Source organism: Pseudoflavitalea sp. G-6-1-2 (genome assembly GCF_012927185.1).
In the GTDB taxonomy this organism is placed as follows: domain Bacteria; phylum Bacteroidota; class Bacteroidia; order Chitinophagales; family Chitinophagaceae; genus Pseudobacter.
Genome location: NZ_JABBGB010000003.1, coordinates 523,324 through 535,877 on the forward strand (window position 1 = coordinate 523,324; position 12,554 = coordinate 535,877).

The 12,554-nt window shown below is 47.2% G+C and carries 11 protein-coding genes; 7 read left to right on the plus strand and 4 right to left on the minus strand.

The annotated features are described in order from the left end of the window. Positions 1-34: 34 nt before the first annotated feature. The 3 genes from rdgB to HHL16_RS19355 are packed head-to-tail and all read right to left on the minus strand — an operon-like array spanning position 35 to position 2,210. On the minus strand, positions 35-625 hold the full coding sequence (gene rdgB, locus HHL16_RS19345) for an RdgB/HAM1 family non-canonical purine NTP pyrophosphatase (protein WP_206022494.1): 591 nt from the start codon (positions 623-625) through the stop codon (positions 35-37). 52 nt (positions 626-677) lie between these two features. Further along, positions 678-1,433 carry a hypothetical protein gene (locus HHL16_RS19350; RefSeq protein ID WP_169426993.1) on the minus strand — a complete coding sequence of 252 codons (756 nt, stop codon included), beginning with the start codon at positions 1,431-1,433 and terminating at the stop codon, positions 678-680. Positions 1,434-1,469: 36 nt separating this feature from the next. After that, entirely contained in the window at positions 1,470-2,210 is a 741-nt protein-coding gene (locus HHL16_RS19355; protein WP_169426994.1) for an HNH endonuclease, read from the minus strand. 294 nt (positions 2,211-2,504) lie between these two features. On the opposite strand from HHL16_RS19355, the gene HHL16_RS19360 reads away from it, so the two are divergent. From HHL16_RS19360 to HHL16_RS19375, 4 genes are all read left to right on the plus strand, one after another. Next, positions 2,505-3,569, plus strand: a complete 1,065-nt coding sequence (locus tag HHL16_RS19360) for a branched-chain amino acid aminotransferase (protein WP_169426995.1) — start codon at positions 2,505-2,507, stop codon at positions 3,567-3,569. Positions 3,570-3,689: 120 nt separating this feature from the next. After that, the gene (rpsL, locus tag HHL16_RS19365; RefSeq protein WP_130544060.1) at positions 3,690-4,070 is read left to right on the plus strand and encodes a 30S ribosomal protein S12; all 381 of its coding nucleotides are present in this window, start codon (positions 3,690-3,692) and stop codon (positions 4,068-4,070) included. Between the two features lie 28 nt (positions 4,071-4,098). After that, on the plus strand, positions 4,099-4,566 hold the full coding sequence (gene rpsG, locus HHL16_RS19370; protein ID WP_169426996.1) for a 30S ribosomal protein S7: 468 nt from the start codon (positions 4,099-4,101) through the stop codon (positions 4,564-4,566). Positions 4,567-5,084: 518 nt separating this feature from the next. Continuing rightward, complete coding sequence (locus tag HHL16_RS19375; protein ID WP_169426997.1) at positions 5,085-5,492, plus strand: hypothetical protein; 408 nt, start codon at positions 5,085-5,087, stop codon at positions 5,490-5,492. Positions 5,493-5,505: 13 nt separating this feature from the next. On the opposite strand, the gene HHL16_RS19380 is transcribed toward HHL16_RS19375, so the two are convergent. Continuing rightward, complete coding sequence (locus HHL16_RS19380) at positions 5,506-8,118, minus strand: S8 family serine peptidase (RefSeq protein WP_169426998.1); 2,613 nt, start codon at positions 8,116-8,118, stop codon at positions 5,506-5,508. 163 nt (positions 8,119-8,281) lie between these two features. Here HHL16_RS19380 and fusA point away from each other — a divergent pair, with 163 nt between their 5' ends. The 3 genes from fusA (at position 8,282) to HHL16_RS19395 (ending at position 12,437) form a co-directional block, all read left to right on the plus strand. After that, complete coding sequence (fusA, locus tag HHL16_RS19385) at positions 8,282-10,432, plus strand: elongation factor G (protein ID WP_169426999.1); 2,151 nt, start codon at positions 8,282-8,284, stop codon at positions 10,430-10,432. Between the two features lie 114 nt (positions 10,433-10,546). Continuing rightward, positions 10,547-11,143: an RNA polymerase sigma-70 factor gene (locus tag HHL16_RS19390; protein ID WP_169427000.1), complete on the plus strand. Its 597-nt coding sequence runs from the start codon at positions 10,547-10,549 to the stop codon at positions 11,141-11,143. Between the two features lie 91 nt (positions 11,144-11,234). Then, on the plus strand, positions 11,235-12,437 hold the full coding sequence (locus HHL16_RS19395; RefSeq protein ID WP_169427001.1) for a FecR family protein: 1,203 nt from the start codon (positions 11,235-11,237) through the stop codon (positions 12,435-12,437). The last annotated feature ends 117 nt before the right edge of the window (positions 12,438-12,554 follow it).

Sequence of the window (12,554 nt, forward strand, 5' to 3'; positions counted from 1 at the left end):
TTTTCTGAATGGTAATGATATGGATTTGCCGCAATCAGGCATTTTGGGTCTGATTTTGCAGGAAAAGCACCAATTTATCGGCGGCTTTGCGGCGATGACTGTACTGGTTCTTTTCTGCAATGTTCATTTCTGCAAAACTACGGTTGCTGTTGTCGGGTACGAAAATGGGGTCGTAACCAAATCCGCCCTCGCCTTGTCTTTCGGTGAGGATGCGACCTTCGCAAACTCCTTCAAACAGGTATTCCTGCTTGTTCCAGATGAGGGAGATCACAGTGCGGAAGCGGGCGCTGCGATGGGTGGTGTCGCCCATTTTGGAAAGAACCTTGTCGATATTCTTGCCAAATGCTTTGTCCTCCCCGGCATATCGGGCGCTTTTTACACCTGGTTCTCCGTTAAGGGCATCAATTTCCAGGCCGGTATCTTCACTGAAACAGTTTTCGCCGGTGAGCTGGTGAATAGTGCGGCTTTTTTCTGAAGCATTGGCTTCGAGGGTATCGTGAGGTTCGGGAATATCTATATCGATGCCTGCTTCGCGAAGGCTGATCACATCGAGCGAACTGCCAATGGCAGCCTGCATTTCAGTGACTTTATTGGCATTATTGGTAGCGAATACTATCCTGATCATAATTATTCATCTGTTATGTGCAAACGACAAATCCCTGCTGAATTATTCTATCCTAAATATTGAACATTTTTTTCAAACATCCCCATAATTTTCCTTTCAATAATTTTCCTTCTTCGGTGGGTTGGTTCATATCGGCCAGGGAAGTGGCGAGGAGATAGGTGCATCCTGCATATTCCTGTTCCTTGAACGGGGGGAAACTGAGCGGAAGACCTGTGAGTTCCGGCTGAATACCGAAAAGGATTACGCGTTTCGGTTGCAGTTGCTCCGCAAGGCGGCTGAAATGAACAGGCTGGGTGGCATGGTTGATAATGGCAACGTCGCCGAGATTGAGACGGCAGGCGTCGAGCATTTTGGTGAGCAGCGCCAGCTGGTCGTCGGGGAGGAAGGGCTCGGTAGGTGAGAACACCACAATGGAAACATGCTGCGCATTCTTACCGAGGAAACGATAGGGGGCGCCGGGCGCGTCCGAAGCGGGCTGAGGACGGGTATTTTGTTGGGTGCTATATGAATCTTCGGATTGAACAGGCTGGGAGACTATCGGAGTCGAAACGATGAGATTTTCCTGTGCCTTGGTTGCGAAGCCAGGGATCGAACTTGGCTTAGGTTGGGCAGGCTCAGGCTGATAGGCCTCCTGTGAAGTGGTTTGTGGCACCGGTTGTTCGGCGGCTTGTACGGGAGATTCTATAACCTCTGCTGTTCTTTGTGCACGATTGCCATTGGGCATGCTTGCATGATCGTCGGTTACTACAACCTGTTTGAAGAGGTTGGATAAGACGGTGGATGGCAATTGAATGTTCTCGAAACTCATAGCGCGGTAAAGATACGAAAGGGGAGGGGAAGATGGCTAGCGATGAAGCATTTCGCGTAAACTTTCCACGGAGAGGTTGTCGATGTCTTTATGGAGTATGCGATGGCAATTAGAGCAAACTAAGGCTAGGTTATCGATTTTGGTAATGGTGTTGGTTTCTAACTTTGACAGGGGTACACGGTGATGACATTCGATAAACCCGCGCCCAAGTTCACCATAATGCTCTTCAAAATCAAAGTCGCAGACTTCGCAGGTGAGTTTGCCGAATTTCGACCATGCCCATTGGATCTTTTTCTTTACGATACTGCGAGAGCGTTCGCGATACTTGTGAATTTTATAATGAGCTTGACCTTCAACGGCAGCATCATCCCATATGGTTTCGTCTTCTTCGATGGTGGAGATAGCTTGCACCAATGCTGCGTCTTTATTGATTTTTAGAATTGATTCGGCAAGTTTTTTTAGTTGAGGAAGATCATTTCTGTACTTCTTGAATAATTCTTCATCCAGTTTGGATCCGCCAGTCATGCCCTTCTTGCCTTGCTTTGTGTATTCAGGATCGACGGCTCGGAAATTCGAGAGCTTTAGTGTTACTCCATTGGGGTTACGGAATTTTTCTGCATCAGGACGATTGGTAACAATTTCCAGGTCATTCAGTGTTTGGCTGAGTGCTATGATCTTTGGGTTTTTGCTGTCGATGCTTCCTCGGTCTGGAGAGAAATACAAATTCAAGGCAAGAATGATCTCGTCGGATTGCCATTTGGGATTGCGCGTGCTCATTAAATAGGTTTAATGCTGATAGCTTTCAACAGGTTAGAAGTTGCTTAGCTTAACTGTTGATTTCTGAAAGCTAACTTATTTTTCTCGTACTATAATTCTACAATAGCGAATGCAAGCTTCCATCAGCAAAATCAATCTCTCCAAGCAAGTCATATTAAAAGAGGCGGGCAAATAGATTTTTTTCAATCCAGTGCCCCTTCAATTAAACAACTAACATTTGTTAGCAATTTAATCCTCTTTTTTTGCCAACCCCAATCTTTGTTCGTTTCTTTGTAGTCCAAAAATTTCGGAATTATGATTGATGCCTATAGCATTCCTGTTACGAAAATCGAACGTAGCAAGTTGAATGACACGCCCCTGGAGAATATTCCCTTTGGTAAGTATTTCACTGACCACATGCTGGAAGCAGACTACATCAATGGCGAATGGACCAATGTAGAAATCAAGCCTTATCAACCCCTGCTGCTGAGCCCGTCTCTCGCGGCCATTCACTATGGCCAGTCGATTTTTGAAGGTATCAAAGCTTATAGGAATGCCGCAGGTGAAGCCTTTATTTTCCGCCCTCACGATAATTTCAGCCGCTTCAATCTGTCTGCCAAACGCATGCAGATGCCCGAAGTGCCTGAAGAGATCTTCATCGAGGGTATGCGCCAGTTGATCGAGCTCGACAAGAACTGGATCCCCAATCTCACAGATCATTCGCTCTATATCCGTCCGTTCATGTTCTCTTCTGACGAAGTGATCGGCGTTAAAGCGTCTGATACTTACAAGTTTATGATCATCCTCAGTCCTACAGGACCTTACTATAGCACGCCTGTTCGCATTTATGTGGAAGAAGTGTATACCCGTGCGGCTCCCGGTGGAATCGGTTTCGTAAAAGCTGCCGGCAACTACGGCGCGAGCATGGCTGTTACGGCTGAAGCCCGCAGACAAGGGTACGATCAGGTGCTGTGGACCGACGCCTTCGAGCACAAATATGCGCAGGAGATCGGAACCATGAACGTGTTCTTCGTTACCGGCAAAACCATCCTTACACCCGATCTTGAGCAGGGAACCATCCTCAACGGAGTTACCAGATCAAGCGCCATTACCATTTTTAAAGAGATGGGATACAAGGTGGAAGAGCGTCCGGTGAACATCGAAGAAATGATCGAACTGTACAAGAAAGGAGAGCTGCAGGAAGTATTCGGAACGGGTACAGCGGCAACCATTTCACCGATCAAGGAACTGAAGTATAAAGACTTTGTAATGACCTTCAACGTAGACGAGTGGAAAGCGGCTCCGGAGATGAAAAGAAGGCTTACAGACATCAGAGAGGGTAGAGCGGCCGATAATCATGGCTGGTTATTTAAAGTATAAGTAGCTCATTTTCAAGTGGTCATAACTTTCTCAAAATATTTTCAACAAAATCAATTTTCAAAATTTGGTAAATAACCGGTAGGGGGTTACCTTTGCCGTCCCAAAAATAAAAGGTTTAGAATGCCTACAATTCAACAACTGGTAAGAAAAGGAAGAGAGATCATCAAGGCAAAGAGCAAATCACGTGCTCTTGATTCCTCACCATTCCGTCGCGGCGTATGTACCCGTGTTTATACTACAACTCCTAAGAAGCCTAACTCTGCATTGCGTAAGGTTGCGAAAGTGCGCCTGACCAACAAAGTTGAGGTTATCGCTTATATTCCGGGTGAAGGTCACAACCTCCAGGAGCACTCAATCGTGCTGGTAAGAGGTGGTCGTGTGAAAGATCTGCCAGGTGTACGTTACCACATCGTTCGTGGTAGCCTGGATACTGCAGGTGTGAAGGACAGAAAGAAGAGCCGTTCTAAGTACGGTACGAAAAAGGAAAAAGCTAAAAAATAATAAGTACGCATTTATAAATAAATCATAAATGAGGAAGACAAAAGCCAAGAAGATCGCCCCGGCGCCGGATTCTAAATACAATGACGCTCTGGTTACGCGCTTCGTAAACAACTTAATGTGGGAAGGTAAGAAGAACACTGCCTTCAACATTTTCTATGATGCGATGGATCGCGTGTCAAAGACAACCAATGAGAATGGTTATGAAATTTGGAAAAAGGCGTTGAGCAACGTTACACCTGCTGTGGAAGTACGCAGCCGTCGTATCGGTGGTGCAACCTTCCAGATTCCTACCGAGGTTCGCCCTGACAGGAAGATCTCCCTCAGCATCAAATGGATGATCCGTTACAGCCGCGAAAGAAACGGACGTAGCATGGCTGAGAAACTGGCTAACGAGATCGTTGCTGCAGCTAAAGGTGAAGGTGGAGCTTTCAAAAAGAAAGAAGACACTCACCGTATGGCAGAAGCCAACAAGGCATTCTCTCACTTCAAGGTTTAATTCAATCTTGAATCCATATAATTGGAACCCCCGCATCAGCGGGGGTTTCTGTTTTGCAGTTGACTCAAATTGTTTTACAGTTGCCTGAAATGTTTCTGGCAATCCGAAGTCCGTCAATTGATTTCGCAGATTGTATCGCTCACTTACGAAAGGCTTTTATTGCTGAAAGCCTATTTTAACTGCAACCATTTATCTACCCGCAGCCATTGATGGAGGTTGTTCGATAGTATGCCGCAGCTCCTGTTGGGAATTGTTCCATCATTTTCTGGCAGCCCCGCTTCGAGTCGCAGTTCCTTCATCATTCGCTGTGCAATGCAGCTCCCTGGCCACAGAAATAGTCAGTTATTCCATCTGATAAACGACGAACTGCATCCGAATCAGATCTGCATCAACCCTTTGCAAATAAAACTCACTTCGTTTCACTGGTTTTTAACTTTCATTGTTTGCCGGGGCAGGATAGTTCAGGTAAATTTGCGTTGGAACTTTAGCAATTCTTCACCCCCTCAACCGAATGCTGTATGATTCGTTTGCTGTCCGTTTTACTGGTCATTTCAATTTTTGCTGCCTGTGGCAACAGGTCGGGCAATGATCAACCTGCACCAACGGGCGACAGTACCAATCAGGCGTTCTTCTCCGATAGCCTCAACCCGGATTCCGATACAACCTGGCAACCCTCTTATGCAGACCTCCTCGCAGGTTCCTGGGCCAGAGTTGGACACAGAGAAGTCTCCCTCGTTTTTCGCGAACAAACTGTTTTCTTTCCCGATCAGCAGATATCAGCCAATTATCAGATCAGGAATGATAGCCTGCTTGTAGATCAGCCCGACTGGCAGGCAGGAGGAAAATGGAGAATGATTGGCATCGATACTTTCGAGCTGGAATCAAATGAAGAAGGTATCGCAAAGTATTATCGCATCAGTCAATAGAAGATTCTCAAATTCATCGTACCACCACGGCTTTCCGGTACAATTGTTTCCCGTTTTTCGATACCACCAGAAAATACAATCCATTCTTTAGTCCTGATAACGAAACCGCTTGCGGGAATTCCGTCAATGGCTGTTGTTTCATCAACTGCCCCTGCACATTGTACAACTGTATCAATGCCGGCAGAAAATCTGCTGCATAAACTTTCAGCGTTCCCGTTGCTGCAACCGGATTCGGATACGCCAGGTAAGCGCCTTCTTTCAATGCGAATACTGTCTGTGGCTCACTGTACACCCATTGCCCGTTCTGCAACTGGAGTTTCAGCCGGTAGGTATTTTCTCCCTGCTGCAATTGTTCATCTGTCCATTCGTACAAAAGCAGGGTAGGAGCAGTTACCTGTTTCAGTTGCTCACTGCCTTTGCGAAGCAGTTTTTCCAGTACAATATTTTTGATCTGATACAATGTTCCGAGTTCTGCATTGATCCGGATGGCGCCTGATTCTCCCAATACCGCAAGAAAGTTTCTGATATAACAATCCACTCCCTGTGCCGTATAATCGAAAGCAAAGCTTTTTATGCCGGAAGTGTTGCCGTTGATACTAGTTGCCACAGCATAATGCAATGCCGGATGTGCTGATTTTTTCAGCACAACGTTCGTATCGGAAGTGGTAAGTATTGGATGAAGATATTGATCGCCCAGTTCATACACCGTAAACTGTTTGGTGTTTGCAGATTTGTTCCAGCTCAATAAAAATGAGTCTGCGCAATTGAAACCTGTAACAGCATTGAGTTGCCCCGAAATCGTAAAGGGATCACTGTCGAAATGTTGCCCGCCGATACTCATGCGCAGCTTCGCTATGCAGACCGTATCTGGTGTTGTCCATTTAAACCATGATTGTGTCAAAGCAGCCGCCCCTACTGGCTTCCAGCTGCTGCCGTTATCGGTCGAATAGCTGAGTTGTCCTGCCGCCACATCAAAGGATGATGACCAGCGAAGCGTATTGCTGCTTCCATTCAGCAGGTTGTCTTTTCTTCCCGGATAATACCAGCGGAACCTGTTCGCCGTATCCATTTGAAAGGCTACTGCATAATCCTGATAGGCCGTTGTTATATGCGTGCCTTTGACTGCAATCTGATAGGTACCGCCAGCGGGATTATCGATAGTGATCTGTTCGGTATTATTGAGCGTATCCACTTTCCTTACTGCTGCTTTCTTCAATGAATCTGCATGCGGAAAATGGGATGCTACCCATGGGTGTAAGATCTCTCCTGTTAGTGTATTCGTTAGCGTTAGATCGAGATCGTTCACCAGCGCTTTGCTGGCTGCAGGATCTCCGGGAGGGTCCGTCCAGCAGAGCGTGACTTTGAATTTCTTCAGTCCGGCAGGAAGCGCAATGGTTACCTGATCTGTCTGCCCTGGTGCAAGCCTGTTCTGCATCCAGCTGATCCAGCTCATAGCCTCCAATGCGCGCAGCACATTTACATTTCCATAGCCATATTGAAAATCGGGGCCGGGTGCGCCCATATCATCGGCTGAGTTGATGAGGAATGCTTTTACCAGCGAGGCATTGGGATACACGCTCCGTATCTGTTTGTAATATTGCTGCAACAGCAATGCTGCACCGCTCACGATTGCTGCTGCTCCGGAGCTTCCATCCTGACCGAATGCTACGAGATCGGGTTTTAACCTTCCATCGTATGTGGGACCCCGTGAGCTTCGTATTTCGAGCTGATGCAGAGAATCTGTTGCACCAACTGTAATGATGTTTTTCGCCATCTTGAAACTGCCGGTAAGATTCGCGAACGCCGGTATGTTTTGATACGGCCCACTGGTACTGGTTACATTGCCGCTATTGCCTGCCGAGAAAACATGCAGCAACAATGGATTGGCTGATACACTGGCATCATAGGCCAGCGCATCTGCACCGTAATAGTTTTCAATGCCCGTTCCATAACTGTGATTCTGCACATTGATTGCATACTGCTGATACACTGCATCGGGTTCAGGCAACAGGCTTTCGAATGAGGCCGAACTGATCCCCGCAGCCCATGCTGCTCCTTTACTTGTGTAGTGTGAGTTTCCACCTCCGGCAGCGATAGTACCCATGATAGTTGCATGCCCCGAAAACGTATTGGAAACGAGATGGGTACGAAGATAGCGTCCCTTAAAATCTATATCGGTAGTATCGAAGCGATTCTCCTTCACGGAGAGCACGGTGCCCTGTCCATTCAGTGTTTCAAAGAAATTATGGGCGGCATTGATCTGATTGGCGGTGGGGTCGAAGCCCTCGATGCTGAGTTCTTCTGTCGGGATCCTGGGCCGGTCTACCAGCTGCAGCAGCCCCGGTACTGCCAGCAGTGAATCGATCACTTTACGGGTGGTCTTAACCACAACGAGTCCGGTTGCGGGATAGCGCTGCAGAATGGTTAAGGGAACCTGTTTTTTAATGATGTAATCCTTCAGCAGGGTGGTATCTTTGCAAAGAAGCCACCACGTAGTGGATTGATTATCAGAGTTAATTTGGATAGCCGACGGAGATATGCGTCCGATACCGGGTTTTGACGGTTGCGCAATACCGGGCAAAGCCGGCAGGAGTAAGGCTAGCAGAAGCGATAAGTAGATTCTCATAACAGCGGCACTATCCTTTAAAGTTAAATAATTGCGGCATGCGCATTTTGCATATATTTTTCGGGTCGCCGCACGTGTTTTTCCGGGTTATTTGATTACCTTTGCGCACCAAATTCAGGGAGCGTTGTTCCCTGTTCACATTAAAAAGCAAATAAATCAAGTCATGGCAGACTTACGACTACAAAGAAATTTTGGTATTGCGGCGCACATCGATGCCGGCAAAACCACTACCACAGAGCGTATCCTGAGGTATACCGGTATGATCCACAAGATTGGTGAAGTACACGACGGTGGCGCTACCACTGACTGGATGGAACAGGAAAAGGAGAGAGGTATTACCATTACTTCTGCTGCTGTTAGCTGCCAGTGGCAATTCCCTACCGTAATGGGTAAGGCTGATGCAAACACCAAGAAATACTATTTCAATATCATCGATACTCCAGGTCACGTAGACTTCACCGTAGAGGTTGAACGTTCTATGCGTGTACTGGATGGTCTGATCGCATTGTTCTCTGCCGTTGACGGTGTTGAACCTCAGTCTGAGACTGTATGGCGTCAGGCTAACCGTTACAAAGTTCCACGTATCGGTTTCGTAAATAAAATGGACCGCTCAGGAGCCGACTTCCTGAACGTGGTTAAACAGGTGAAAGAAATGCTGGGTGCTAAAGCAGTTCCCCTGCAACTTCCAATCGGCGCTGAAGATGATTTCAAAGGTGTGGTTGACCTGATCACCATGAAAGGTGTTATCTGGGATATGGCAACTGAAGGTATGACCTTCCAGTACATTCCTATTCCGGACGACATGAAGGAAGAAGCTGAGTTATGGAGAGCGTCACTGATCGAAGCAGTTGCTGAATACGACGACAAACTGATGGAGAAATTCTTTGAAGATCCCAACACCATCACTGAAGAAGAGGTTCACGAGGCTATCCGTAAGGCTACCATCGACCTCAGCATCGTTCCGATGATGTGTGGTTCTTCATTCAAGAACAAAGGTGTACAAACTGCACTCGATGCCGTTTGCCGCTACCTGCCTTCTCCTGTAGATATCGACGATACAGTAGGTATCAACCCTGAAACTGGTGCTGAAGAGGTTCGTAAAGCCGACCCTAAAGCTCCTTTCGCAGCACTGGCCTTCAAGATCATGACCGATCCTTTCGTAGGTCGTCTCGCGTTCTTCAGGTGTTATAGCGGCCACCTCGATGCCGGTTCTTATGTTAAGAACATGCGTTCTGGTAAAAACGAGCGTATCAGCCGTATCATGAAGATGTTCGCCAACAAACAAAACCCTATCGACTTCATCGAAGCTGGTGATATCGGTGCGGCTGTTGGTTTCAAGGAAATCAAAACCGGTGATACCCTTTGCGACGAAAACCATCCGATCGTTCTCGAGAACATGTTCATCCCTGAGCCTGTAATCGCGATCGCTATCGAGCCTAAAACTCAGGCTGACGTCGACAAAATGGGTATGGCTATTGCCAAACTGGTGGAAGAAGATCCTACACTCCGCGTTAATACAGATGAAGATACCGGTCAAACCATCCTTCGTGGAATGGGTGAGCTGCACCTGGAAATCATCATCGACCGTATGCGTCGTGAGTTCAAAGTAGAAGTAAACCAGGGTGCTCCTCAGGTTGCTTATAAAGAAGCGTTCCGCAAATCTGTTGAACACCGTGAGGTGCTGAAGAAACAGTCTGGTGGTCGTGGTAAATTCGCCGACATCGTATTCGAATTCGGTCCTGCCGATGAAGAATGGCTGAAAGCGAACGAAGGACAGCAATTCCAGTTCGTAAACGATATCTTCGGTGGATCTATCCCCCGTGAGTTCGTACCTGCGATCCAGAAAGGCTTCCAGACTTCAATGACCAGCGGCGTTCTCGCAAACTTCCCTGTTGAAAACATGAAAGTGCGCGTATTCGACGGTAGCTTCCACGCAGTTGACTCCGACTCTATGAGCTTTGAGCTTTGTGCTAAAGCAGGTTTCCGTGAGGCAGCCCGCAAAGCACAGCCAGTGCTTCTTGAGCCAATCATGAAAGTAGAAGTTATTACTCCGGACCAATACATGGGAGACGTAACAGGTGACCTTAACCGTCGTCGTGGTATGCTCGAAGGTATGGATAGCCGTAACAATGCACAGGTGATCAAAGCTAAAGTTCCACTGTCTGAAATGTTCGGATATGTAACTCAGCTGCGTTCACTCAGCTCTGGCCGCGCTACTTCTACCATGGAGTTCTCTCACTACAATCCTGCACCTAACAACATCGCTGAAGAAGTGATTGCAAAGGTGAAAGGAAAAGCGAAAGTTGAAGACTAAATAGCAAATTCCGCTGCATATTTTCCAAAGGGGTGTATCGAAAGATGCACCCTTTTTTTGTAGCATTCGTACTGAAAGATTCTCTAGTTTTACAACTGAACCAATCGCTGCTAATTGCCCCCTGATCCCATTCATACAGAAAAAGAATTGCTATCCCTCATCGCAGCAGGTGATGAGTACGCTTTCAAAGCGCTGCATAGTCTGTACTGGAATGAAGTATATTCTCTCGCTATCGCTTTCACCAAATCGCCTTCAACGGCGGAAGACATCGTACAGGAAGTATTCCTGAAATTGTGGATCAAACGCCATTCCCTCGATCATATCGCCAACTTCCGAGCATATTTTATGATCATGGTGAGAAACGAACTGATCTCCGCACTCCGGAAAAATAAAAAGCAGGAAAAAGACCTGCAGGTGTTTATCAAAACCGCCGCCCCTGCTGATATTCAGCCTCATCACAGCGACATCGGCGCTGCATCGGAACTGGTGAAAGAATCATTGCAGCAACTGCCCGAAAGGCAGCAACAGATCTTCAGAATGAGCCGCGAAGAGGGTATGGATCACAATGCCATCGCCGACGAACTCAACCTCTCGAAAAAGACGGTCTCCAACACCATCACAATCGTACTGGCACATATCAGAAAACAACTGCACAAATACGATCTCCTCATCGCGGTGTTTGCGGCAATGAGCATCTTCATCATGCCATAAAAAATATTTCTCCTTTTGTCGGGTGTGCCGATATGAAACTGCGTCTATACCTAAGTAACCTTTCCTTTTCTGTAAGCCAATCAAAATACCCATGCAACAATCATTACAGGAATTGCTCGAAAAGTATTTGTCTGAATCCCTCACCGGAGAAGAACTGGTCCTATTCAAACAAATGCTGCAAGACAATAACCAGCAGCAAACGCTGGAACAACTCATCGACGAATATGCGAATGAAAAAACGCTCCTGGGAGCCGATGATGAGGAACTGAAAGCACAAAGCTTTCATCGCCTGAAACAACAGATGCAAATTGCAGATCACAACGATCTTCAATCCCGCAGGCCGGTAAGGAGATCACTTATCCTGAAATGGAGTGCAGCTGCTGCTGTATTGCTGATGGCCGGTGCCGCCTGCTATATCTGGCTTCGGCCCGCACCTCAAAAGAAGGCGGAGACTGCATTGGCTGATAAATCAAATACAACGGTGCCGGGCGCCGGCATTGGTCCCGGAGGGAACAAAGCAGTGCTCACATTGGCAGACGGACGTTCCATTGAGCTCGACAATGCAGCCAACGGAACCCTCGCTATGCAGGGAAGTGCAAGGATCAGCAAAACCGGTAATGGCCAACTGATGTACGAAGCAGATCGCAAGAATGAGGAATTGCTGATGAATACCATCAGCACACCAATTGGCGGACAATATCAGGTGGTATTGCCCGATGGATCGACAGCCAGATTGAATGCAGCTTCGTCCATTTCATTTCCGGCCAGCTTCTCCGGAAAAACAAGGAATGTGAAGATTACGGGAGAAGTATTTCTGTCTGTGGCAAAAGAGCCGAATCAGCCATTCATGGTAGAAGCAAATGGATCAACCATCAAAGTGCTGGGAACGGCTTTCAATATCAATGCCTACAAAGATGAGGCATTCACGCGCACCACGCTGGTGGAAGGCGCTGTATCCATCGGGGCAGGCAGCAACCAGTTGCTGCTGAAACCTGGTCAGCAGGCCGCTATACCTGCCGATAACTCCGGTATAAAACTGGTGGAAGCGGCAGATATGCAAAAAATACTGGCGTGGACAAATGGACTTTTCAATTTCGAGGGTGCCGAATTGCCGGCTGTGATGCGCCAGCTCGAACGCTGGTACAATATCACTGTGGAGTACGAAGGCCATCCGCCCACGATCCATTTCAAAGGAAAAATGTACAGAAATCTGAATCTCCCCGATGTGCTGGAAAGCCTCAAAGGAATGGGACTTGAATTCAGAATGGAAGGGAGGAGGCTGATTGTGAAATAAACATGCAGAATTGTTGATCAACAAAAAAAGCCAGAAATGCTGTCACATCTCTGGCCGAAAGTTGGGCAACTCTTAATAGTCATCTGGACTGCTTATTTATCACCCAAACTTTGCAAA

Bases quoted from the DNA above. Each gene is read 5' to 3' on its own strand.
- rdgB (WP_206022494.1), bottom strand. From the start codon at position 625: ATGATCAGGATAGTATTCGCTACCAATAATGCCAATAAAGTCACTGAA.
- HHL16_RS19350 (WP_169426993.1), bottom strand. From the start codon at position 1,433: ATGAGTTTCGAGAACATTCAATTGCCATCCACCGTCTTATCCAACCTC.
- HHL16_RS19355 (WP_169426994.1), bottom strand. From the start codon at position 2,210: ATGAGCACGCGCAATCCCAAATGGCAATCCGACGAGATCATTCTTGCC.
- HHL16_RS19360 (WP_169426995.1), top strand. From the start codon at position 2,505: ATGATTGATGCCTATAGCATTCCTGTTACGAAAATCGAACGTAGCAAG.
- rpsL (WP_130544060.1), top strand. From the start codon at position 3,690: ATGCCTACAATTCAACAACTGGTAAGAAAAGGAAGAGAGATCATCAAG.
- rpsG (WP_169426996.1), top strand. From the start codon at position 4,099: ATGAGGAAGACAAAAGCCAAGAAGATCGCCCCGGCGCCGGATTCTAAA.
- HHL16_RS19375 (WP_169426997.1), top strand. From the start codon at position 5,085: ATGATTCGTTTGCTGTCCGTTTTACTGGTCATTTCAATTTTTGCTGCC.
- HHL16_RS19380 (WP_169426998.1), bottom strand. From the start codon at position 8,118: ATGAGAATCTACTTATCGCTTCTGCTAGCCTTACTCCTGCCGGCTTTG.
- fusA (WP_169426999.1), top strand. From the start codon at position 8,282: ATGGCAGACTTACGACTACAAAGAAATTTTGGTATTGCGGCGCACATC.
- HHL16_RS19395 (WP_169427001.1), top strand. From the start codon at position 11,235: ATGCAACAATCATTACAGGAATTGCTCGAAAAGTATTTGTCTGAATCC.